General features: G+C 69.3%; 16 protein-coding genes and 3 pseudogenes. 9 read left to right on the forward strand and 10 right to left on the reverse strand.

Features of this window, described 5'->3' with window-relative positions; genetic code table 11:
* Window positions 1–119, reverse strand: a pseudogene (locus tag ACGFU7_RS37405) (SigE family RNA polymerase sigma factor); the annotation flags it as partial.
* Window positions 120–697: 578 nt separating this feature from the next.
* On the opposite strand from ACGFU7_RS37405, the gene ACGFU7_RS37410 reads away from it, so the two are divergent.
* The 8 genes and pseudogenes from ACGFU7_RS37410 (at window position 698) to kdpA (ACGFU7_RS37445) (ending at window position 8,500) form a co-directional block, all read left to right on the forward strand.
* Window positions 698–1,234, forward strand: coding sequence for a universal stress protein (locus ACGFU7_RS37410; protein ID WP_393702071.1), 537 nt, complete (start codon window positions 698–700; stop codon window positions 1,232–1,234).
* Between the two features lie 518 nt (window positions 1,235–1,752).
* The gene (locus tag ACGFU7_RS37415) at window positions 1,753–2,169 is read left to right on the forward strand and encodes an SAV_915 family protein (RefSeq protein WP_393702073.1); all 417 of its coding nucleotides are present in this window, start codon (window positions 1,753–1,755) and stop codon (window positions 2,167–2,169) included.
* A gap of 9 nt (window positions 2,170–2,178) precedes the next feature.
* Window positions 2,179–3,579: a diaminopimelate decarboxylase gene (lysA, locus tag ACGFU7_RS37420; RefSeq protein WP_393702075.1), complete on the forward strand. Its 1,401-nt coding sequence runs from the start codon at window positions 2,179–2,181 to the stop codon at window positions 3,577–3,579.
* A 133-nt stretch (window positions 3,580–3,712) separates the two neighbouring features.
* On the forward strand, window positions 3,713–3,802 hold the full coding sequence (kdpF, locus tag ACGFU7_RS37425; protein WP_393702077.1) for a K(+)-transporting ATPase subunit F: 90 nt from the start codon (window positions 3,713–3,715) through the stop codon (window positions 3,800–3,802).
* A complete protein-coding gene (gene kdpB / locus ACGFU7_RS37430) occupies window positions 3,802–5,958 on the forward strand; it encodes a potassium-transporting ATPase subunit KdpB (RefSeq protein ID WP_393702078.1) in 2,157 nt (718 codons plus the stop codon). Before kdpF (ACGFU7_RS37425) ends, kdpB (ACGFU7_RS37430) begins: the two co-directional genes overlap by 1 nt.
* 2 nt (window positions 5,959–5,960) lie before the next feature.
* Window positions 5,961–6,341, forward strand: coding sequence for a potassium-transporting ATPase subunit C (locus ACGFU7_RS37435; RefSeq protein WP_393702080.1), 381 nt, complete (start codon window positions 5,961–5,963; stop codon window positions 6,339–6,341).
* Between the two features lie 237 nt (window positions 6,342–6,578).
* A pseudogene (locus ACGFU7_RS37440) lies at window positions 6,579–6,839 on the forward strand (potassium-transporting ATPase subunit C); the annotation flags it as partial.
* Window positions 6,840–6,841: 2 nt separating this feature from the next.
* Window positions 6,842–8,500 (forward strand): potassium-transporting ATPase subunit KdpA, encoded by a 1,659-nt coding sequence (kdpA, locus tag ACGFU7_RS37445; protein WP_393702082.1) that lies wholly within the window; start codon window positions 6,842–6,844, stop codon window positions 8,498–8,500.
* Between the two features lie 31 nt (window positions 8,501–8,531).
* Here kdpA (ACGFU7_RS37445) and ACGFU7_RS37450 read toward each other — a convergent pair whose 3' ends face one another.
* From ACGFU7_RS37450 to ACGFU7_RS37485, 8 genes and pseudogenes are all read right to left on the reverse strand, one after another.
* A complete protein-coding gene (locus tag ACGFU7_RS37450; protein ID WP_393702084.1) occupies window positions 8,532–10,346 on the reverse strand; it encodes an APC family permease in 1,815 nt (604 codons plus the stop codon).
* Between the two features lie 173 nt (window positions 10,347–10,519).
* A complete protein-coding gene (locus ACGFU7_RS37455; protein ID WP_393702086.1) occupies window positions 10,520–13,066 on the reverse strand; it encodes a DUF4118 domain-containing protein in 2,547 nt (848 codons plus the stop codon).
* A gap of 66 nt (window positions 13,067–13,132) precedes the next feature.
* Window positions 13,133–13,816 carry a response regulator gene (locus ACGFU7_RS37460; RefSeq protein WP_393702088.1) on the reverse strand — a complete coding sequence of 228 codons (684 nt, stop codon included), beginning with the start codon at window positions 13,814–13,816 and terminating at the stop codon, window positions 13,133–13,135.
* Window positions 13,817–13,974: 158 nt separating this feature from the next.
* Window positions 13,975–14,643: a potassium-transporting ATPase subunit C gene (locus ACGFU7_RS37465; protein ID WP_393702089.1), complete on the reverse strand. Its 669-nt coding sequence runs from the start codon at window positions 14,641–14,643 to the stop codon at window positions 13,975–13,977.
* A 5-nt stretch (window positions 14,644–14,648) separates the two neighbouring features.
* Window positions 14,649–16,778 carry a potassium-transporting ATPase subunit KdpB gene (kdpB, locus tag ACGFU7_RS37470; RefSeq protein ID WP_393702091.1) on the reverse strand — a complete coding sequence of 710 codons (2,130 nt, stop codon included), beginning with the start codon at window positions 16,776–16,778 and terminating at the stop codon, window positions 14,649–14,651.
* On the reverse strand, window positions 16,775–18,439 hold the full coding sequence (gene kdpA, locus ACGFU7_RS37475; RefSeq protein ID WP_393702093.1) for a potassium-transporting ATPase subunit KdpA: 1,665 nt from the start codon (window positions 18,437–18,439) through the stop codon (window positions 16,775–16,777). The genes kdpB (ACGFU7_RS37470) and kdpA (ACGFU7_RS37475) overlap by 4 nt, the downstream gene beginning before the upstream one ends.
* 8 nt (window positions 18,440–18,447) lie before the next feature.
* A complete protein-coding gene (kdpF, locus tag ACGFU7_RS37480; protein WP_018566520.1) occupies window positions 18,448–18,537 on the reverse strand; it encodes a K(+)-transporting ATPase subunit F in 90 nt (29 codons plus the stop codon).
* 298 nt (window positions 18,538–18,835) lie between these two features.
* Window positions 18,836–19,120: pseudogene (locus ACGFU7_RS37485) on the reverse strand (amino acid permease); the annotation flags it as partial.
* Between the two features lie 385 nt (window positions 19,121–19,505).
* On the opposite strand from ACGFU7_RS37485, the gene ACGFU7_RS37490 reads away from it, so the two are divergent.
* Window positions 19,506–20,063: a hypothetical protein gene (locus tag ACGFU7_RS37490; protein WP_393702095.1), complete on the forward strand. Its 558-nt coding sequence runs from the start codon at window positions 19,506–19,508 to the stop codon at window positions 20,061–20,063.
* An 83-nt stretch (window positions 20,064–20,146) separates the two neighbouring features.
* Here ACGFU7_RS37490 and ACGFU7_RS37495 read toward each other — a convergent pair whose 3' ends face one another.
* Window positions 20,147–22,075 carry an NAD-binding protein gene (locus ACGFU7_RS37495; RefSeq protein WP_393702165.1) on the reverse strand — a complete coding sequence of 643 codons (1,929 nt, stop codon included), beginning with the start codon at window positions 22,073–22,075 and terminating at the stop codon, window positions 20,147–20,149.
* Window positions 22,076–22,162: the final 87 nt, after the last annotated feature.

Consider the following 22,162-nt stretch of genomic DNA (forward strand, 5'->3'; position numbering starts at 1 on the left):
TGGACCAGGTCCTCGGCAAGATGTGTGTCGCCGGCCGCGAGTACGTACGCCGAGCGGTACAGCGCCTTCGCCCTCGCGGCCACGAACTCCAGGTACTGATCCTCCTGTGCTGATTTCACTCGGCCCCCGACCGTTCTCTTGTTCCGTGATCCCCGTGCATACCCCTCTTGACTACGTGAGACGGCAGGATGTCGCGCGGCAGGAGCACCTTCTTTTCCACCGCTGCCGCGTCAGCGGTGTTCCGCGGGGGTCGGAGGCACGATGCCCGGCCCGGCGGGGGCCGACTGGGGTGCGTTGTCGGTACCTCTCAAGTCTTCGCCGAAACCGGCCGGTCGATGCGGGCCCGGGACCTGTGCGAGGCCCTCGACCTGCCCATCCTGCCGAAGAACACCGAGGGCATTCGCTTCAAGTTCAAGCGCATGGTCAGCCGGGGGATCCTCACCGAGCCCGAACCCGGCTTGTTTGCCCAGCCCCACCCATAGCGCCGGCTACGAACTCGCGACCAGCGAACCTCACCCAACCCCAAGAATGAAACCGACATCAAGCCTCATGACGCCCTCTGAGAGGCGTCAGAAGGGCGTTATGAATCCTCCACCGGACATCAGGTAAGCGCCAATAGAGCGGTCCGCTGTCGCCCCCAGGCCATTCGATGGGACTCGGATGTCTGTGTGGACGTACGGCGAGGGGTGATCGAGCGATGGGCGATGCCGAGGGGCGGCGCATCGTTGCCGGAGTAAGTGGTTCGCTGGGCAGCCTGGTGGCGCTGCACCGGGCCGCGAGCGAGGCCCGGCGTCACAGCGCCGAACTGCTGGCCGTACTTGCCTGGGAACCGCCTGGCGGTGAACTCGCCTACCGGCGCTCGGTGTTCCGGCCGCCGGTGGTCGACTTCCGGCGGGAGGCGGGCGAGCGGCTGCTTGCCGCTCTGCGCACGGCCTTCGGCGATGCCGGGCCCGGGGTTCCGTTTCAAGGCCTGGTCGCCCGTGGCAAGCCGGGGTACGCACTGGTCGAGACCGCCGACCGAGCCGACGACCTCCTGGTGATCGGCGCGGGATGCCGTGGCAGGATGCACCGCGCTCTGTTCCCGTCAGCCGCCCGGTACTGCGTTGCCCACGCCGCTTGCCCGGTCCTGGCCGTACCGCCCTCGCCCCTGCAGAGCGAAATCACCTCCGTGCGCCGCAGAATCAGCTGGCGACTGCCGCTCGATATCCGGGAATTGACGGACGGCAGGTCCTGACGGGTCGGGGCGCGCCGGTCTCGTCAGCGAGGGTCAGTAATACACGCCGGGGTCAGGCCTCCGCCATGCGTGTCGTCGTAGCTGAGGGCGAGGACGACTCGCTCGTGGGTCTTCTGCATGTGCTTGATGCTGTGCCCGGGGCAGTGGTGCCCCGGAACGGCGTCGGGCACCGTATCGGGTTGCGGCACCTCGGTGATGGCTTGAAGATGCCGTGCGGTCAGACGCTCAGCCGTCCGGCCTGACGTCCGGATCCGCCACGCACGGCGCGCCCTCGCACTTCGTCTCTGTGCCTCCCGTCATGCGAGCGAAGCCGCCCCCTGCGGGTTCTGCCCGAAGACCCTGACGCCACGCTGACCAGGAACGCCGTGCCCCGTCAGCGTCGCGTTACGGGCAGGGGGCTTCGCGTCAAGCATCCGTCAGCGAGGGGGCCGATCCCCGGGTAGGCGGGCATAGCTTCACTGGAGCGCCCGGCCGGTCCGACCGGGCGGCGCCAGTCGCCTTCTTCAAGGAGCAGCACCATGTCTCCAGTCGAGTTTCCCGAGGACCCCGAGCCTTCTGAACGCTTCCCGGCCGGACTTCTCCACGTCCCTGTCCGGTCGGGGCCCTCGGGCTGTACGACCCGGTTCTTCCGCACCCCCCTGGGTGGCCGGACGGCCGTCGGATTCACCTCGGCGGCGAAGCTCACCGCCACTCTGGGCACGGACCAGGCCTGCATCAGGCTCTCCGAACCCGCGCTGCGCGCTCTCGCGGCCCCCCTGGGTGTTACTGCCCTCACCGTCGACCCGCAGTTCTCCGCCCCCGCGGCCACCCATTCGGTCTCCAAGGACAGCGAGCGCGCGAGCTCCTCGCGTGCATGGCATCCCCAGCACGTCGGTGCCCTGCGAGTGACTGGCGCCGCTGCTGTCGTCGCGTGTCTGAACCTGCTGATCGGCTGAGGAGTCGCCATGTCAGTGTCCGTTCCGTCGTCCTTTGCGTCCACGCTTCCGGCGTCACTCCCGGCTTCCCTGCCCTCGGATCCCCAGGCCTTGTCCCGGATCCTCGGCGACACCGACGGCCTGTCCGTCTGGCCCCGCTCCGCCCGCCCCGAGGCCGACGGGGACGTCTCCGTCGGCGGGGTCTCCCTCGCCGAGGCGGCCGACCGCTTCGGCACCCCCGTCTACGTACTGGACGAACAGGAGGTCCGCGAGCGCTGCCGTACGTACCGCACGGCGTTCCCCGAAGCCGACATCGTCTACGCCGCCAAGGCGTTCCTGTGCCGTGCGCTCGCGCACTGGGTGCAAGAAGAGGGCCTGGGCCTGGACGTCTGCTCCGCAGGGGAGCTGGCGCTCGCCGTCACCACCGGCTTCCCGCCCGAGAAGATCGTGATGCACGGAAACGCCAAGAGCCCCGAGGACCTGCGCACCGCCCTTCAGCTCGGTGTCGGACGCATCGTCGTGGACAGCGCCTCCGAGATCGCCCGCCTCGCCGCGATCACCCCCGCCGACACCCGCCAGAAGGTCATGGTGCGGGTGGTCCCGGGCATCGCGGCCGGCGGGCACGCCAAGGTCCGCACCGGCACCGACGACCAGAAGTTCGGCCTGTCGATCACGGACGGATCCGCGCAGCACGCGATCACCCGGATACTCGACCAGCCGCACCTGGAACTCGTCGGCCTGCACTGCCACATCGGCTCGCAGATCGCCACGGTCAAGCCGTACGTCGTCGCCGTGCGGCGCATGGTCGGCCTGATGGCCCGGATCAGGGACCAGCACGGCATCACCCTCCCCCAGCTGAACATCGGCGGCGGCCACGCCATCGCCTACCGGCCCGGCGAGGAGAGCATGAACGTGGCCGTGCTGGCCGGGCGGGTCCGCGCCGAGCTCGAGGACGGCTGCGCCCGCGCCGGGCTCCCCGTGCCCCGGCTCACCTTGGAGCCCGGCCGCGCGGTCGTCGGACCGGCCGGAGTCGCCGTCTACCATGTGCTCGCCGTCAAGCGCACCGGCCGGCACACCTTCGTCGCCGTCGACGGCGGCATGAGCGACAACCCCCGGCCCGCGCTCTACGGCGTGCAGTACGCGCCCCGCCTCATCGGCCGCCCCTCGTCGGCGCCGCCCCGCCTCGTCACCGTCGTGGGCCGGCACTGCGAAGCCGGCGACGTGCTGGCCGACGACGTGGCGCTCCCGGGCGACATACGCCCCGGCGACCTCCTCGCCGTTCCGGCGGCCGGGGCCTACCACCTCTCCATGGCCTCCGGTTACAACCTGGTCGGCCGACCGCCCGTCGTCGCCGTGTCCGACGGCACCGCGCGCGTGCTCGTACGCCGCGAATCGCTGGACGACATGAGCCGCCGGGACGTCGGCCTGTAGCGCCGGGCCCCGTCCACCGTGCCTCCGCCGAAGCCTTCGCTCGGCGGAGGCCGCTCGGCGCACGCCACGGGCGGCCCGAAACACGCCAAATGCCCCCTATTCGCATACCCCCATGTGTGAGGACGAGGTCGCGATGACCACCGAAAACACCGTCGGCCTGGTCGTGGCCGTCGCCTTGCTCGCCTATCTGATCTTTGCCTTGATCAAGCCGGAGAAGTTCTGATGTCCGCCCCCGCCACGGTCGAACCCGCCCCCGTCCACGACGCGCCACCTCCGCGCGAAGAGCGGCCGCGCCGGGTCGGTGCCGGAATGCTCGATCCCAAGCAGCTGTGGCTCGCGCTCCCCCAGGCGCTCCGCAAGCTGAATCCGGTGACCCTGTTCCGCAATCCGGTCATGTTCGTCACCGAGGTCGGCGCCGCGCTCACCACCGGCATAGCGGTCGTCCACTCCAGTCTCTTCGGCTGGCTGATCACCGGCTGGCTGTGGCTGACGGTGGTCTTCGCCAACCTCGCCGAGGCCGTGGCCGAGAGCCGCGGCAAGGCGCAGGCCGACACTCTGCGCAAGACCCGGCAGCAGACCACCGCACGGCGGCTCGCGGGCTGGGAGCCAGGCGCGGCGGAGGACTCTTACGTCGAAGAGGCCGTCGCCGCCTCCGAGCTCAGGCGCGGCGACCTCGTGTCCGTACCGGCCGGGGAACTGATTCCCGGTGACGGCGACGTCATCGAGGGCGCCGCGAGCGTCGACGAGTCCGCCATAACCGGTGAATCCGCGCCGGTCATCCGCGAATCCGGGGGCGGTCGCAGCGCTGTCACCGGCGGCACCCGGGTACTCTCCGACCGCCTGGTCGTACGGATCACCCAAGAGCCCGGAGAGAGCTTCCTGGACCGGATGATCGCCCTGGTCGAGGGCGCCAACCGGCAGAAGACCCCCAACGAGCTGGCGCTCAACCTGCTGCTGGTCATGCTGACCTTCGTTTTCCTGGTCGCAGTCGTGACCCTGCAGCCGATGGCGATCTTCTCCAAGGATGCGATGGCCGCCGCGCACGACACCGCGGCGCTGACCGCGGACGGCGTCACCTCCATCGTGCTGGTCTCGCTCCTGGTCTGTCTGATTCCGACGACCATCGGTGCGCTGCTCTCGGCGATCGGCATCGCGGGCATGGACCGACTGGTGCAGAGGAACGTACTGGCCATGTCCGGACGGGCAGTCGAGGCCGCGGGCGATATCAACACCCTGCTGCTCGACAAGACCGGCACGATCACCTTCGGCAACCGGCGGGCGAGCGCGTTCCTGCCGGTCGGGGCCGTCCCGATGGAGAGGCTGGCGAGGGCCTCGCTGCTGTCCAGCCTGGCCGACGAGACACCCGAGGGCCGGTCCATCGTCGAATTCGCCTACGAGAAGCACCAGTTGACCGAGCGGACCGCGAATGGCGCCGAGTGGGTGCCGTTCACCGCCGCCACTCGCATGTCCGGAGTCGATCTCCCCGGCGGCCGGCGACTGCGCAAGGGCGCGGCGGCCTCGGTCGCGGCCTGGGTGCGCGAGCAGGGCGGCGAGGTCCCGGTCGCGCTTGAGGCGACCGTGGAGCAGGTATCCGCGTCCGGCGGCACGCCGCTGGCCGTGGCGGAGGTGCGAAGCAATGGTGCCGCCGAGGTGCTCGGCGTCGTCCACCTCAAGGACGTCGTCAAGCCCGGCCTGCGCGAACGCTTCGCCGAGCTGCGCCGGATGGGCATCCGTACGGTGATGGTCACGGGCGACAACCCGGTGACCGCCAAGGCGATCGCCGAGGAAGCGGGCGTCGACGACTTCCTGGCCGAGGCGACGCCCGAGGACAAGCTCGAGCTGATCAAGCGCGAGCAGGCCGACGGTCACCTCATCGCGATGACGGGCGACGGCACCAACGACGCGCCCGCTCTCGCGCAGGCGGACGTCGGCGTGGCAATGAACACGGGTACGTCGGCCGCCAAGGAGGCCGGCAACATGGTCGACCTCGACTCCGACCCCACGAAGATCATCGAGATCGGCAAACAACTCCTCGTCACCCGGGGCGCATTGACGACCTTCTCCATCGCCAACGACATCGCCAAGTACTTCGCGATCCTGCCCGCGATGTTCGCCGCGGTGTACCCGGGGCTCGACCGGCTCAACATCATGGATCTGCACTCGCCGCTGTCCGCGATCCTCTCCGCGGTCGTCTTCAACGCGGTGGTCATCGTGGCGCTGATCCCGCTCGCGCTGCGCGGCGTGCGCTACCGGCCGAGCAGCGCCTCGGCCCTGCTCACCCGCAATCTGTGGATCTACGGACTCGGCGGCGTGATCGCCCCGTTCCTGGCCATCAAGTTCATCGACTTCGCCCTCGTCCAGTTCATCCCGGGGATCTGACCATGACACGCATCCCGCACTGGCTCGCCCAGCACATCGCAGCGCTCCGGGTGGTCCTCGTCCTCACGGTGCTGACCGGTCTGATCTATCCGCTGGTCATGACCGCAGCGGCCCAAGTCCCGGGCCTGGACGGCAAGTCCGAGGTCACCGGTACCGACGGCACACCGGCCGGCTCCTCACTGATCGGCCAGTCCTTCACCGACTCCAAGGGAAACCCGATCAAGACGTACTTCCAGTCCCGGCCCTCCAACGCCGGTACGGGATACGACGCCACGGCGTCCGGGGCCGGCAACCAGGGCCCCGAGTCCGTCGTGGACACCGAAGACAGGCCGAGCCTGCTCACCCTGGTGTGCGGGCGCAGCAAGTCGGTCGGCGACCTGTAAGGCGTCGACGGCTCGCGCCCGTACTGCACGGACGAGGGCGTCGGCGCGGTCCTCGGCGTCTTCCACGGCGGCGGCACGAGCGGCGGTATCACCAAGGTCGTCAGCCTCAACCAGCCCTGCCCGTCGAAACCGTTCCTCGCCACCTACAAGGGAGTTGGCGTCGAGTGCGCCAAGCCCGGCAAGGACTACAGCCGCGCCGTGACCGTCCCCGTGCGCGGCGACGCCCCGGCCGGCCCGAAGGTCCCCGCCGACGCGGTCACCGCGAGCGGCAGCGGCCTCGACCCGCACATCAGCCCGGCGTACGCGAAGCTCCAGGCGCCGCGGATCGCGCGTGAGCGGTCCATGAGCGTGGCCGACGTCCGCAAGCTAATCGACAAGTACACCACCGGGCGCGCGCTCGGTGTGCTCGGCCGGCCGGGCGTCAATGTCGTGGAGCTCAACATCGCTCTCGACCGTGGGTATCCGACGTCTTCGACGTCTCCGAAGCAGGGAGCCTGATCATGGCGGCCTGGATCCAGGCATCGCTCGTCCTCGCCGTGGTCGTGGGGCTGCACGTCCCCCTCGGCGACTACATGGCCCGCGTACTCGACGGCGGGGACCGAAACAAGCACAGCCGGGGAGAGAAGGCCCTCTACCGCGTCTGCGGAATCGACCCTGACAGGGAACAGACCTGGCGGCACTATCTGACCGCCCTGCTCGCCTTCTCCGTCATGAGCATCGCGGCGCTCTTCGCCCTCTTCACCCTGCAGGGCAAGCTGCCCTGGGCGACGGGGCACGAGGGCATGCCGTGGCGGCTCGCGCTGCACACCGCCGTCTCCTTCACGACCAACACCAGCTGGCAGAACTACGCGGGCGAGTCGACCACCGGGCATCTCGCCGTCATGGCGGGCCTGGGCGTCCAGGCCTTCGCGTCGGCGGCCGTCGCCCTCTGCGCCGCCCTCGCCCTGATCCGGGGTCTGGTCCGGCGCAGCACGGAAGACCTCGGCAACTTCTGGGTCGACCTGCTGCGTACGATCTTCTGCATCCTGGTCCCGATGGCGGTCGTCGGCGGGCTGATCCTGATGGCGGGCGGCGTCATCCAGAGCCTCGGCGCCGGACACACCGTCACCACGGTCGCGGGCGGCAAGCAGACGATCCTCGACGGACCGGTCGCCTCCTGGGAACCGATCAAGCTGTTCACCGGCGACGGCGGCGGCGTCTTCAACGCCAACAGCGCCCACCCCTTCGAGAACCCTTCGGCGTGGACCAACGCCTTCGAGATCGTGCTGATGCTGCTCATCCCGACAGCCTGCATCCGCATGTTCGGCCGGATGATCGGCAGCCTGAAGCAGAGCTGGACGCTGCTCACGGTCGTCGGCATCCTCTTCGGCCTGCTGCTCGCCGCGGGCACGCTCGCGCAGAGCGCCCACACCGGCACGGTCACCCAGGCGGTCGGCGGACAGTACGAAGGCACCGAGGCCCGCTTCGGCATCCCCGGCTCCACGCTCTTCGGCGTGGCGGCCACGGGCTCCGCGGACGGCGCCGCCAACTCCTCGTACGACAGCTTCTCCAGCATCGGCGGCGGGGTGCTGCTGTCCGCGATGATGCTCGGCGAGATCGCCCCCGGCGGCACCGGCAGCGGCCTCTACGGCCTGATCGTGGTCGTCCTGGTGGCCGTCTTCATCGGCGGCCTGATGGTCGGCCGCACACCCGAATACCTGCGCAAGCGGATCGGGTACGCGGAGATGCGCTGGGTCGTCGTGTACGCGCTGATCCCGCCCACCGTGATCCTCGCGTGCACGGGGATCGCGCTCGCCTTCGGCGACGGCCAGACCTCGATGGGCAACCCGGGAGCGCACGGCCTGACCGAACTCATCTACGCCTACACCAGCAACACCAACAGCAACGGCAGCGCGATGGCGGGCTTCAACGGCGCCACCGACTTCCACAACCTGCTGATGGTGTTCGCGATGCTGGCCGGCCGCTACCTCCCGATCCTCTGCGTCCTGGCCCTGGCCGGACGCCTCGCCAGGCAGCAGCCGGGCGTCGTCACGGTCGGCACGCTGCGCGCCCAGGGCGCCAACTTCGTCGTCCTGGCCACCGCGGCGGCCGTCGTCCTGGCGCTGCTCAACTTCCTTCCGGCACTCTCCCTCGGCACCATCGCCGACGGACTGCTGTAGCCGCCCGGGTACCGGCTGAGCCTGCGATCCCTCACAGGTTCAGCCGGTACGGCACGACGCACACGACGACATCGGTACGCGCCCTCAGCGCGGCGGCCAGCAGGAGGCCGCGCTGGTTCTGCAAGATCTGGTACCGGCGGTGGAGGGGCTCCACCTCGGGGATGAGGACGGCGATCTGCTGTCCCCCCTCCGCCGCCCGCTGGACGTACTCGACAATCGGCTGCACGAGCGAGCGCTGCGGGCTGTCGATGATGTCGAGAGGTACGCCCGGGTTCCAGCGGCTCCAACTTTCCTCCAGGGCACTGACCTTGGCGGGATCGGCCTGCACGGCGACCGCCACGACGTCGTGACCCAGGGCTCGGGCGGCCGTCAACGCGTGCTGGGTGAGCTTGCTGACCTCGCCGACCGGCACGATGACGAGGGAGCCGGTGACGCGGAGCGGCGGCGGAACCTCACCGAGCCCGAGTTCCAGGCCGACCGCCGTGTAGTACCGCTGGACGCGGGCGAACAGCAGCATCAGCAGCGGAATGGCCACGACCACCACCCAGGCCCCTTCGAGGAACTTGGTGGTCAGCAGGACCAGCAATGCCACGGTGGTCAGCACCGCGCCGACGCCGTTGAGCACCGCACGCCGGAGCCAGCCGCGCGGCCGCTGCCCCGCCCAGTGCCGTACGAGCCCGATCTGGCTGATGGTGAAGCCGATGAACACGCCGATCGCGAACAGCGGGATCATCCGGTGCGTGTCGGCGTTCACGGCGATCAGCAGCAGCGCCGCGAGCAGGGCCAGGGCCACCACGCCCCAGCGGTAGACGGGGCGTTCCTTGCGCAGCCCGAACAGATGCGGCAGCCGGTGGTCCTTGGCCAGCAGGCTCATCAGGACGGGCAGACCTCCGAAACTCGTGTTGGCGGCGAACGCGAGCGCCAGCGTGACAATGAGGTTGGTCGCGTAGTACGCCCAGCCCGTCCCGTACGAGCCGGCCGTCAACTGCGCGAGTACGGTTACACCGCCGCGCGGGGCCACATGGTCACGGCGGATCAGCACCGCCAGGCCGATCAGCATCAGCCCGAGCAACGCGCCCAGCATCAGCTCGGTGCGCTGCGCCCGCTTCACGCGCGGCTCGCGGAACGCGGGCACGCCGTTGGCGATGGCCTCCACTCCGGTCAGCGCCGAGCAGCCGGAGGAGAACGCCTTCAGGAGCAGCAGCACCCCCAACGCCTGGGTGGCATGGACGGGGTGGGCGGTCCCGACGACAGCCGCAGGGTGGTCGCGCAGCAGACCGAGCACGATGATGCCGAGGATGCTCACGATGAACAGCATGGTGGGCAGCATCAGCACCCGGGCGCTCTCGGCCACACCTCGCAGATTCACGAGGGTGAGCAGCGCGAGCCCGGCGAGACAGATTTCGAGCAGATGCGATCCGAGCGAGGGAAAGGCGGAGGCGAGACTGGCCGCGCCCGCCGCCAGGCTGACGGTCACGGTCAGCACGTAGTCCACGACGAGACTGGCCGCCGCGAGGAGACTCGTACTGGGCCCGAGGTCCTTCTTCGCCACCGCGTAGGCGCCACCCCCGTCCGGATGCACAGCGATCACCTGCCCGTACGACACGACGAGCACGGCCAGCAGCGCGGCGATGACCAGCGTCACCGGCAGCGTGGCTGTCAGCGCCCCCGTCCCGGCCGCGATCAGGACAAGCACGATCGCCTCGGGCCCGTACGCGACCGAACTCAGCGCGTCCAGGGACAGCGCGGCGAGCCCTTCGAGACTGGTCAGGTGGTGCCGTTCGCCTTCCCCGGGCCGCAACGGAACCTTCGGCCGCAGTTCGCGGCGGGCCAAGCCGTACGCCATGGGGACCTCGCGGTGCAGGGTGCAGCGGGATGGGGGCTGTTCGAGGCCAGTGTGGCCGGGCCACCACGCAAGGCGCGTCAAGGACGCGCCAAGGCTCCGAGCTTCGGCGGGGAATCCTCTGTGCCGGGTTGCTGCCGGGACCGTGCGGCTCGCACGGCCGGGCCCAGGGCCGGCTAGGAGGTGGCGTCCGCCGGAAGGTCGGGGCGGACCGGCTGGAGGCCGGACGCGGCCGGGACGGTGAGGACCATGGTGAGTCCGCCGCCGGGGGTGTCCTCGGCGTTCAATGTGCCGTGCATGGCCTCGGCGAAGCCGCGGGCCACCGCGAGACCGAGGCCGACGCCCGCCCCGCGCGGGGCGTCGCCGTAACGCTGGAAGGGCTCGAAGATACGGTCCTTGGCCTCGTCCGGGACACCAGGGCCACGGTCGACCACCCGCACCTCCACCCGGTCGGCGATGGCACTGGCGGACACCAGGACCCGCTCGCCTGCGGGGCTGTACTTCACCGCGTTCTCCACCAGGTTGGCGACCGACCGCTCCAGCAGGCCGGGGTCGACGGCGACCATCGGCAGGGTTTCCGGGATCTCCAGGTCCACGCTGTCCTCGGGAACCCCACCGAGCGCCATCGGCACCACCTCGTCGAGGTCGATCTCGCGGATCAGCGGGGTGACCGTGCCGGTCTGAAGGCGGGACATGTCCAGCAAGTTGCCCACCAGGTGGTCCAGCCGGTCGGCGCCCTCCTCAATGCCCTCCAGCAGCTCCTCCTGGTCCTCCTCGGACCAGGCCACGTCGTCGGACCGCAGCGAGGACACGGCGGCCTTGATCCCGGCGAGCGGGGTACGCAGATCGTGGCTGACCGCGGCCAGCAGCGCGGTGCGGATGCGGCTGCCTTCGGCCAGCGCGCGAGACTGGTCGGCATCGGACTTCAGCCGCCGGCGATCCAGGACCACCGCGGCCTGGGCGGCGAACGCAGCCAGGACCCGCCGGTCCTCGGCCGGCAGCACCCGCCCCGACAGGGCCAGCGCCATGCGGTCGCCGACCGGCATGTCCGCGTCCGCGTCCTCCGGCCGCTCGACGCGCAGGCCCGGGCCCACGCTGCCGGCGCAGGTCCACGGGGCCACGTCGCTCTCCCGCTCCAGCAGCGCCACCGACTCCATGCCGAAGGTCTCGCGGACCCGCTCCAACAGTGCCTCCAGGCTGGTCTCCCCACGCAGCACGCTGCCGGCCAGGAAAGACAGGATCTCCGACTCGGCGCGCAGCCGCGCAGCCTGATGCGTGCGCCGGGCCGCGAGGTCCACCACGGAAGCCACCGAGACGGCAACGCCGACGAAGATCGCGATAGCGACGATGTTCTTGGGGTCGGCGATCGTCAGGGTGTGGACAGGCGGGGTGAAGAACCAGTTCAGCAGCAAGGAGCCCACCACTGCCGAGGCCAGCGCCGGGTAGAGCCCGCCCAGCAGGGCCGCGGCCACCGTCAGCGTCAGGAACAGCAGCATGTCGTTGGCCAGGCCGACTTCAGACGTGACGCCGGTGAGCAGCAGCGTCAGGAGGGCCGGGCCGGCCACCCCGACCAGCCAGCCCCAGATGACCCGGGGGCGGCCCAGCCGTGCACTCCGGGCCACGGGCAGCCCGCGCCCCTTGCCCGCCTCGTCGTGCGTGATGAGGTGGACGTCGAGGTCGGGCCCCGACTCCCGGGCTACCGTCGCGCCGACGCCCGGCCCGAAGACGTACTGCCATCCCTTGCGCCGGGACACCCCGAGGGCGATCTGGGTGGCGTTGACGCCGCGGGCGAAGTCCAGGAGCGCCGTCGGTACGTCGTCCCCGATGACGTGGTGGAAGGTGCCGCCCAGTTCCTCCACTAGGGTGCGCTGGACGGCCAGTTCCTTGGGCGAGGCGTTGGTCAGTCCGTCGCTGCGGGAGATGTAGACGGCGAGCACCTCGCCGCCCGCGCCCTTCTCCGCCAGCCGCACGGCACGGCGGATCAGCGTGCGGCCCTCGGGACCGCCGGTGAGGCCGACGACGATCCGCTCACGGGAGCCCCAGATCTTCGATACTCGATGCTCGCTGCGGTACTCGGTCAGGTATTCGTCGACCCGGTCGGCCACCCACAGCAGCGCCAACTCGCGCAGGGCGGTCAGGTTTCCGGGCCGGAAGTAGTTCGACAGAGCCGCGTCGACCTTGTCCGGCTTGTAGATGTTGCCGTGCGCCATGCGGCGGCGCAGGGCAGCGGGCGACATGTCGACCAGCTCGATCTGGTCGGCCCGTCGTACGGTCTCGTCCGGTACGGTCTCCTGCTGCCGGATGCCGGTGATGGACTCGACGACGTCGCCGAGCGACTCCAGGTGCTGGATGTTGGCCGTCGAGATCACGTCGATCCCGGCGGCCAGCAGTTCCTCGACGTCCTGCCAGCGCTTGGTGTTGCGGGAGCCGGGGATGTTCGTGTGGGGCAGCTCGTCGACGAGGGCCACCCGGGGGTTCCGGGAGAGCACCGCGTCCACGTCCATCTCGGTGAAGACGGTGCCCCGGTACTCAATCTCCTTGCGGGGGATCTGTTCCAGCCCGTGCAGCATCACCTCGGTGCGCGGGCGGTTGTGGTGCTCCACGAAGGCGACCACACAGTCGGTACCCCGCTCGACGCGGCGGTGTGCCTCGGAGAGCATCGCGTACGTCTTGCCGACGCCTGGTGCCGCACCGAGGTATATACGAAGCTTGCCGCGTGCCATCTTCTCGTTTCTTCGTCTCTACGGGCGGACCCTGTGGGGGTGCCGGGGACGGTCTCGAAGCCCGATTCAGTTCTCGAAGCGGTATCCCATGCCGGGCTCGGTGATGAGGTAACGGGGGTGGGCGGGGTTCGTCTCCAGTTTGCGGCGCAGTTGGGCCATGTAGACGCGGAGATAGTTGGTCTTGTTGCTCTGGGAGGTGCCCCACACCTCCTGGAGCAGGTGTTTCTGCGTGATGAGACGCCCGGGGTTGGTGACCAGGATCTCCAGCAGGTGCCATTCGGTCGGGGTGAGGTGTACGTCTTGTCTGCCTCGGGTGGCCTTCTTGGCCAGCAGGTCGATGGTGAAGTCGTCCGTCGCGACGAGGACGGCTTCGGGGGTGAGCGGCGCGGTCTCCGTGCGGCGGACGGCGGCCCGCAGCCGGGCCAGTAGTTCGTCCATGCTGAACGGCTTGGTGATGTAGTCGTCGGCGCCCGCGTCGAGCGCGGCGACCTTCTCGTCCGAGGCCCGCCGGGCGGACAGCACCAGGATCGGCACGCGGGTCCAGCCGCGCAGCGTCTTGATGACGTCCACTCCGTCCATGTCCGGCAGGCCCAGGTCGAGTATGACCACGTCAGGCCGGCGCGCGGCGGCGAGGCGTAGGCCGGTGGCGCCGTCGGGCGCGGGCTCCACTCCGTACTGGCGGGCCTGCAGGTTGATCACGAGGGCCCGGACGAGCTGAGGATCGTCCTCCACCACCAGTACCCAGGGCATCGGTGTCCGCCTTTCCAGGTTGTGCGGAGGGCCGAAGCCTGAGGAACCGGCCTCATGGCGGCGGGAGTTGACGAATCGGAGGTGTCGCCCCGTCCGCCAACTCCCGCGTGGTGCACGTAAGAGGGACCGGCAATTGGGGGGCGGTCCCTCTAAGACCATCAGCTCTTCACCACGAGTTCCTTGAGCGCGATGTTGAGTTCGAGGACGTTGACGCGGGGTTCGCCGATGAAGCCGAGGGCGCGGCCGTCGGTCTGGGCCTTGACCAGCTTCTGCACCTGGGCGACGGACAGGTTGTTCTTCTCCGCGATGCGGTGGACCTGAAGGTCGGCGTAGGCCGGGGAGATGTCCGGGTCCAGGCCGGAGCCGGAGGACGTCACCGCGTCGGCGGGTACGTCTGAGGGCTTGACCGTGTAGCCGTTCACCGAGTTGTCCTTGATGACGGCCTTCTTGGCTGCGGTCACCCAGTCGATCAGGTCCTTGTTGTCACCGGAACGGTTGGTGGCGCCGGACAGGATCAGCTTGTACTGGGTGTTGACGCTGTTGGCGCCGAGGCCGTTGGACGGGCGGGGCTGGAACCACTTGAGGTCCGGCTCCGGGGTCTCCTGCCCCTTTTTCAGCGGCAAGTTGTAGGACTGGCCGATCAGCGAGGAGCCGACGACCTTGCCGTTCGCCTTGATCTCCGAGCCGTTCGCCTTGTCCGAGAACAGGCCCTGGGCGACGCCGGTGACGGCGAGCGGGTAGAGGACGCCCGTCACCACGGTGAGCACCAGGAGGGCGCGCAGGCCGGCCCAGAGCAACCGGGCAGTGTTCGTAACCGAGTTGTTCATGGCGATCAGCCGATTCCGGGGATGAGGGAGATGATCAGGTCGATGATCTTGATGCCGATGAAGGGCGCGACGAGCCCGCCGAGACCATAGATCCCGAGGTTGCGGCGGAGCATCTTGTCGGCGCTCACCGGCCGGTACTGCACACCCCGCAGGGCCAGCGGCACCAGCGCGATGATGACCAGCGCGTTGAAGATGACCGCGGACAGGATCGCGGAGTCGGGCGAGGACAGCTGCATGATGTTCAGCTTGTCGAGGCCGGGGTAGACCACCGCGAACATCGCCGGGATGATCGCGAAGTACTTCGCGACGTCGTTGGCGATGGAGAACGTCGTCAGCGCGCCCCGGGTGATGAGGAGTTGCTTGCCGATCTCCACGATCTCAATGAGCTTGGTCGGGTTGGAGTCGAGGTCGACCATGTTGCCGGCCTCCTTGGCGGCCGACGTACCCGTGTTCATCGCGACACCCACGTCCGCCTGCGCCAGGGCCGGCGCATCGTTCGTGCCGTCACCGGTCATCGCGACGAGCTTGCCGCCCGCCTGCTCCCGCTTGATCAGCGCCATCTTGTCCTCGGGAGTCGCCTCCGCGAGGAAGTCGTCGACGCCTGCCTCCTCGGCGATCGCCTTGGCCGTCAGCGGGTTGTCACCCGTGATCATGACGGTCTTGATGCCCATGCGGCGCAGCTCGTCGAACCGCTCCCGCATGCCTTCCTTGACGACGTCCTTGAGGTGGATGACACCCAGCACGCGAGCGCCGTCCGTGTCTTCGACGGCAACGAGCAGCGGGGTGCCGCCCGCCTCGGAGATCCGGTTGGCGAGGGTATCGGCGTCCTCGGACACCTCTCCGCCCTGCTCGTGGACCCAGGCGATGACCGAGCCGGCAGCACCCTTGCGGATCTTGCGCCCGTCGACGTCCACACCCGACATACGGGTCTGGGCGGTGAAGGCGATCCACTCGGCTCCGGACAGCTCGCCCTGGTGCCGCTCGCGCAGCCCGTACTTCCCCTTTGCCAGTACGACGATGGAGCGGCCCTCGGGCGTCTCGTCGGCCAGCGAGGACAGTTGGGCGGCGTCGGCCACCTCAGCCTCGGTGGTGCCGGTGACCGGCACGAATTCGGAGGCCTGGCGGTTGCCGAGGGTGATGGTTCCGGTCTTGTCGAGGAGCAGGGTCGACACGTCGCCTGCGGCCTCAACGGCCCTTCCGGACATGGCGAGTACGTTGCGCTGGACCAGCCGGTCCATGCCCGCGATACCGATCGCGGAGAGCAGCGCGCCGATCGTCGTCGGGATCAGACAGACCAGAAGGGCCACCAGCACGACCATCGTGAGGTGCGTGCCCGCATAGTCGGCGAACGGCGGCAGCGTGGTGCAGGCGAGCAGGAAGACGATCGTCAGCGACGCGAGCAGGATGTTCAGCGCGATCTCATTGGGCGTCTTCTGCCGAGCGGCGCCCTCGACCAGGGCGATCATCCGGTCGATGAAGGTCTCGCCCGGCTTCGTCGTGATCTTGATGACGATGCGGTCGGAGAGGACCTTGGTACCGCCGGTCACCGCGGACCGGTCACCGCCGGACTCGCGGATGACCGGAGCCGACTCACCGGTGATGGCCGACTCATCGACCGAAGCGACACCCTCGACGACGTCACCGTCGCCGGGGATGATGTCGCCCGCCTCGCAGACGACCAGGTCGCCCACGCGCAGCTCGGTGCCGGGCACCTGCTCCTCGCGGTCCCCCACCAGCCGGCGGGCGACCGTGTCCGTCTTGGCCTTCCTGAGCGTGTCCGCCTGAGCCTTGCCACGTCCCTCGGCCACCGCCTCCGCCAGGTTGGCAAAGATCACGGTCAGCCACAGCCAGGCGCTGATCACCCAGCCGAACCAGTCGCTCGGGTCCTTGAAGGAAAAGATCGTCGTCAGCATGGAGCCGACGAGGACCACGAACATCACGGGGGACTTGACCATCACCCGCGGGTCGAGCTTGCGGACGGCGTCCGGCAGCGACTTGATCAGCTGCTTCGGGTCGAACAGACCCGCGCCGACACGTCCTTCATCCTTGTGCCCCGTGGGCACGTCGCTGTGCGGCGCCCGAGTGGGAGTAGTCGTGGACACAGTGTCCTCTTGCTTCTCTATACGAGTGGTCATGACGCCAGCCCCTCGGCCAGCGGACCCAGCGCCAGCGCCGGGAAGTAGGTCAGACCGGTGATGATCAGAATCGCGCCTACGAGGAGACCCGTGAACAGCGGCTTCTCGGTACGAAGCGTGCCTGCCGTCGCCGGGACCGGCTTCTGCTCGGCGAGCGAACCGGCCAGGGCGAGGACGAACACCATGGGAAGGAACCGTCCGAGCAGCATGGCCAGCCCGATCGTGGTGTTGAACCACTGCGTGTCCGCGTTCAGACCCGCGAAGGCCGAACCGTTGTTGTTGGCACCCGAGCTGTAGGCGTACAGGATCTCGGAGAAGCCGTGCGCGCCCGAGTTGGTCATCGAGTTGCCCGGGGTCGGCAGAGCCATCGCCGCGGCGGTGAAGATGAGCACCAGCGCCGGGGTGATCAGGATGTAGCAGGCCGCGAGCTTGATCTCGCGGGTGCCGATCTTCTTGCCGAGGTACTCGGGGGTACGGCCGACCATCAGACCCGCGATGAACACCGCGATGATCGCCATGATCAGCATGCCGTAGAGGCCGGAGCCGGTACCACCGGGGGCGATCTCGCCGAGCTGCATGCCCAGCATGGTGATGCCGCCGCCGAAGCCGGTGAACGAGGAGTGGAACGAGTCCACCGCCCCCGTCGAGGTGAGCGTGGTGGCCACCGCGAAGATCGACGATCCGCCGACCCCGAAGCGGGTCTCCTTGCCCTCCATCGCCCCGCCCGCGATGTCGAACGCCGGTCCGCCGTGGTGGAACTCGGTCCACATCATCAGCGCGGTGAACCCGATCCAGATGGTGGCCATGGTGGCGAGGATCGCGTAGCCCTGCTTGATGCTGCCGACCATCTTTCCGAAAGTGCGGGTCAGCGCGAACGGGATCAGCAGGATCAGGAAGATCTCGAAGAGGTTGGAGAAGGCGTTGGGGTTCTCGAAGGGGTGGGCCGAGTTGGCGTTGAAGTAACCGCCGCCGTTGGTGCCCAGCTCCTTGATTGTTTCCTGGGAGGCGACCGCTCCGCCGTTCCACTGCTGCGAGCCGCCCATGAACTGGCCGACCTCGTGGATCCCGGCGAAGTTCTGGATCGCGCCGGCCGCGACCAGGACGATCGCGCCGATCACGGAGATCGGGATCAGGATGCGGACGGTGCCGCGCACCAGGTCGGACCAGAAGTTGCCGAGCTCACCGGTGCGCGAGCGGGCGAAGCCCCGCACCAGCGCCACCGCGACCGCGATACCCACCGCGGCCGAGACGAAGTTCTGCACCGCGAGGCCACCGGTCTGCACGACATGGCCCATGGCCTGCTCGCCGTAGTACGACTGCCAGTTGGTGTTCGACACGAACGAGGCAGCGGTGTTGAACGCCTGGTCCGGATCGATCGAGGAGAAGCCGAGCGAGCCGGGCAGGCTGCCCTGGACACGCTGCAGCAGATACAGGAACAGGACGCTGACGGCGGAGAAGGCGAGGACGCCGCGCAGATAGGCGGGCCAGCGCATCTCCGTGTTCGGGTTGGCGCCGATGCCCTTGTAGATCCACTTCTCCACACGCAGGTGCTTGTCGGAGGAGTAGACCTTGGCCATGTAGTCGCCGAGGGGACGGTAGGCGAGTGCCAGTGCCGCTATGAGGGCGAGCAGCTGGAGCACGCCGGCGAGGACGGGACTCATATCGCTTCTCAGAACCTCTCCGGGAAGATCAGGGCGAGGACGAGATAGCCCAGCAGGGCGACGGCCACGATCAGGCCGACGACGTTTTCGGCGGTCACAGCTTCGTCACCCCCTTGGCGACGAGAGCCACCAGCGCGAACACCGCGATCGTGGTGACGACGAAGGCCAGGTCGGCCATCGTGTGCTCCTAGATGAGGTTCGGATCGAACGGACGGTTTGAGGAAACCGTCTCCGTGGCCGGAATCGGTCGCCGTTGACACCTCCCTTACGGCAGCTCGTACGCTTTTGATAGAACTCTTACGGACAACTGATCCATCTACGGGAACCAATCCCCCCTCATCTGTCCGAACACGCCGGTGGCCCTCGGCAGCGCGGTGCGGGCGTCGGAATCAGGCATCAGGAGGGACGGAACCGAAGCCGGCAGATCACCGCGTCCGTGTCCCGGCACACCGCGTGGACTACGACCGCGCCCCGCTGGTTCTGCAGCAGCCGCTGCCACAGCCAGTCGGGCTCGACCGCGGGGATCAACACGGATACGCGGGTACCGGGCTCGGCAGCGGCCGTCTCGCCTGCGTACGCAGCGATCGGGCGGCCCAGGGCGCGCCGCTCTGAGGTGAGCTGGATCAGCGGCACTCCGGGGTTCCACTGCGCCTGGTCGCGCGCCGGCGCATGGGCGTGGGCGGCCGGTGAGGGCAGTCACCCGGTGGCGCTCACCGTTATCCGGCGGCTCCTCGTCGGCGTGGGTGGCGCCGGCTCGATGGTCAGGGCAGACATGAACTACGTGCTCCTTCACGAAAAGGCCCGCGCACGCGGGGAGGCGATGCGCGGGTGCGCCCAGGTTCTGTCGTTTTCCCGCCGTCTCCGACCGCTCCTTGCGGCTTCTTCGCGCCGAAGCCCCGGACCTTGACGTGGCCTTGACCGTCATGTGACTCACACGACTCCCGCCGGAGTGAAACCCTCCCGGCGGCCCCCACCACGACCGGGGCGTCAAGGAGGGGCAGGAAGCCCATCAGAGTCGCGTCAAGGTACGGGGTCCCGGCTCCCCGGGGGCTCTACCGTCGGCGCTATGCGACGCCGCAACGCCACGCGAAACGACGCGGTCCACAGTCACGAAGAGCCCCCCTCGGAAGTGACGTACGACCGCCGCTGGGCAGGGGATCTGCGCAGCTCGATCCGTTGTTCGGCCGTGCTCCTCGGCCTTCTGCTGCTGGTCGACTGGGGGGCCGACGGCCTCACGATCGTTCGCGGCGCGCTGTGGGCCGGGCTCGCCGTCCTGCTGTTCGTGGTCCTGTACCCCGCCCGGGTCACCGCGGGCGAGGGCTGGCTGGCCTCACGCGGTCTCCTGCGGGAGCAGCGGGTACGCACCGACGTGTTGGTGTCGGTGCGCTGCCTGGACGGCGTCTCCCAACGGCTCCGCCTGCGGGACGCGTTCGGCGGACGGGTCGAGATCAACCCCCAGGTCCTCGTGAACAACCCCGATCTGTGGCACCGCCTCGACGAGGACGCCCGCAAGTCCGACGCCTGCGGATCCCTGACCTGCGGGGCAACCGCGCTGCGCCAGATCTCGGAGCGGATCGACCGCGAGACGGTCTTGACCGTGTTCAAAATGTCCGGCCTGGACTGAGCCCGCCGCGCCCGTCACACGAAGTCCCGCACGGCAGACCGGTCGGGTGTCCGCAACACCGGTGGTGGCGAAACCGGCAGACCTCATCCCCGCCTGTCCGCCGGATGCGGCTGCACCCCAGTCATGAGGATGTCCAGGCCTCGCCGCGTCGTCGCCAGCACGACACGGTCGCCCGCACGCAGAACCCGCCCGTGCGACGGGCGCCAGTCGAAGCCGGGTTGGCGGAACCGGATGCCGGCGAGGGTATCCGTCGAGGACGGCGTGGGCTGGGCCACGGCCGAACCGACGGCCAGGACCCGCCACTCGTGCTCCCGGAACGCCTGGTGGATCGAGCGTCCTTCGAGCTCGGGATGCCCGGCCACGTCCACCACGGTGAACAGCAGCGAGCCGCGCTCGACCGGCATCACCCCCAGCACATGACGGCCCATCATCGCGGCGGCGAAGGACGGAGCGGCGAGCGCCGAGACACTGCGGCTGCGGGTGGGGGCCTGAGGGTAGGAGGCGCGCAGGGTGCGCTGGACGGTGGCCGCGAAGTCGTCGTCGTACAGCCGCATCACCACTCGTACACCCGGGGTGGTCTCACGTGCGGCCATCACGATGTCGAGGTTCTCGCTGTCGTCGCGGGTGAGGACCAGCAGCGACTTGCTGTGCCGGATGCGCGCCCGGTCGAGGACACCTGGTGCTCCGGCGTCCTCCAGCACCAGCGGTACGTCGAGTTCGCGGGCGAGGGCGACGCCGCGCGCGTGCGGGTCCCGTTCGACGGCCACGACCTTGTGGTCGGTGGTGCGCAGCTGAGCGAGCACACGGGTGCCGATCTTTCCGAGACCGATCACGACGATGTGGTCGGTGAGGTCGTCGGCGGGCGGGAGGCCGACGGAGGCGGTGCGGAACGCGTCGGTGGCGTTCATGGTCGCGGCCACGACGAGCGGGAGCACGGCGAGCCCGACGAAGCCCGCGATCAGTTGCAGCACCCGGCGGGCCGCTGCCTCGTCGGTGGCCGGGTCGCCCATGGTGAAGATGTCCAGCAAGGGCAGGTAGACGTTCTTCCACCAAGGGTGCTCGTGTGCGAACAACGCCGTGGCGACCGTGAGCGCGACGACGATCGCGGCCAGCGCGCCGAAGACGGCGATGACCTCGCGGGAGAGAAAGACCCTCCACGGCAGATGCGCGAGCCGCGCCCTCAGCCAGCCGCCGACGGGGCCGCGCCGCTCCCGGGCGGCCGGCTCGGGCGCGTGGTGGTGGGTGACCTCTTCGAGCATCAGCCGGCCGTGTGTGAACTGCCGGTGGTAGGCGGTGCGGGTGTCCGGCAGCAGCTGGGTGCCGTCCTCGCCCGGTGTCTCGGGGCTGTCGTCGCTCGCCGGGTCGTCCTGGTGCGCGCCGGAGAGCACGGCGAGTGTGGCCAGATCGGTCGACCGAGGCGGCGCGCCCGCGGCTCGTACGACGCCGCGGAAGACCTTGCCCTCGACCTGGAGGGTGTGGCCGTGGCCGACCGCAGCGGCGGCCACCAGCTCGGGCACGGCGGGGTCGGCATCGGACAGCACCGTGGTCGACATGTCCGGCCGGGAATCGTCGTCGCTTCCGCCCCTGGCCTCAGCGGCCGCACGGTCCAGGAGGCGCTCCAGGTGGCGTCCGCGCTCACGGTTGAACATGCGGATGACCAGGCGTATGGACGGGTTGAGGCCGCGGGCCAGCAGCGCCGCGGTCATGTTGACCTGGTCGTCGGCGTAGGTCAGCGCGAGGGCCGCGGCGCGCTGTACACCCGCGGCCCGCAGGGTCTGTTCGTCCAAGTGCGTCGCCACCAGCAGCTCGATGGGCGAGTGCGGGTCGCGGTGCAGCGCGGCGATCTCGGCGCCGTGCTCGTCCCGTCGTGACGGCAGTACGACGGTAACGGCCTCGCCGCAAACGGCGTCCAGTTCGACGGCGAGCCGGCGGGCGAGCCCGTCGTCGCCGCAGATCACCATGTGCTGGGAGCGGGGGCCAAGCTCCGTGCGGAGATGGAGAGTTGACGTCACATCAGTCAAGAACGACAGGGCAGACGTGCCCGGTTCCAGGTGAGCGAGGGTTCGGCGTCAACATTCCGTATGCGTCCGTCAGCGGTT

It is taken from the genome of Streptomyces sp. NPDC048473, from assembly GCF_043200155.1.
Classification (GTDB): domain Bacteria; phylum Actinomycetota; class Actinomycetes; order Streptomycetales; family Streptomycetaceae; genus Streptomyces.

What these genes read in the sequence shown, in the direction of transcription:
- ACGFU7_RS37410 (WP_393702071.1), top strand. Translation starts at nt 698, where the DNA reads ATGGGCGATGCCGAGGGGCGGCGCATCGTTGCCGGAGTAAGTGGTTCG.
- ACGFU7_RS37415 (WP_393702073.1), top strand. Translation starts at nt 1,753, where the DNA reads ATGTCTCCAGTCGAGTTTCCCGAGGACCCCGAGCCTTCTGAACGCTTC.
- lysA (WP_393702075.1), top strand. Translation starts at nt 2,179, where the DNA reads ATGTCAGTGTCCGTTCCGTCGTCCTTTGCGTCCACGCTTCCGGCGTCA.
- kdpF (WP_393702077.1), top strand. Translation starts at nt 3,713, where the DNA reads ATGACCACCGAAAACACCGTCGGCCTGGTCGTGGCCGTCGCCTTGCTC.
- kdpB (WP_393702078.1), top strand. Translation starts at nt 3,802, where the DNA reads ATGTCCGCCCCCGCCACGGTCGAACCCGCCCCCGTCCACGACGCGCCA.
- ACGFU7_RS37435 (WP_393702080.1), top strand. Translation starts at nt 5,961, where the DNA reads ATGACACGCATCCCGCACTGGCTCGCCCAGCACATCGCAGCGCTCCGG.
- kdpA (WP_393702082.1), top strand. Translation starts at nt 6,842, where the DNA reads ATGGCGGCCTGGATCCAGGCATCGCTCGTCCTCGCCGTGGTCGTGGGG.
- ACGFU7_RS37450 (WP_393702084.1), bottom strand. Translation starts at nt 10,346, where the DNA reads ATGGCGTACGGCTTGGCCCGCCGCGAACTGCGGCCGAAGGTTCCGTTG.
- ACGFU7_RS37455 (WP_393702086.1), bottom strand. Translation starts at nt 13,066, where the DNA reads ATGGCACGCGGCAAGCTTCGTATATACCTCGGTGCGGCACCAGGCGTC.
- ACGFU7_RS37460 (WP_393702088.1), bottom strand. Translation starts at nt 13,816, where the DNA reads ATGCCCTGGGTACTGGTGGTGGAGGACGATCCTCAGCTCGTCCGGGCC.
- ACGFU7_RS37465 (WP_393702089.1), bottom strand. Translation starts at nt 14,643, where the DNA reads ATGAACAACTCGGTTACGAACACTGCCCGGTTGCTCTGGGCCGGCCTG.
- kdpB (WP_393702091.1), bottom strand. Translation starts at nt 16,778, where the DNA reads ATGACCACTCGTATAGAGAAGCAAGAGGACACTGTGTCCACGACTACT.
- kdpA (WP_393702093.1), bottom strand. Translation starts at nt 18,439, where the DNA reads ATGAGTCCCGTCCTCGCCGGCGTGCTCCAGCTGCTCGCCCTCATAGCG.
- ACGFU7_RS37490 (WP_393702095.1), top strand. Translation starts at nt 19,506, where the DNA reads ATGCGACGCCGCAACGCCACGCGAAACGACGCGGTCCACAGTCACGAA.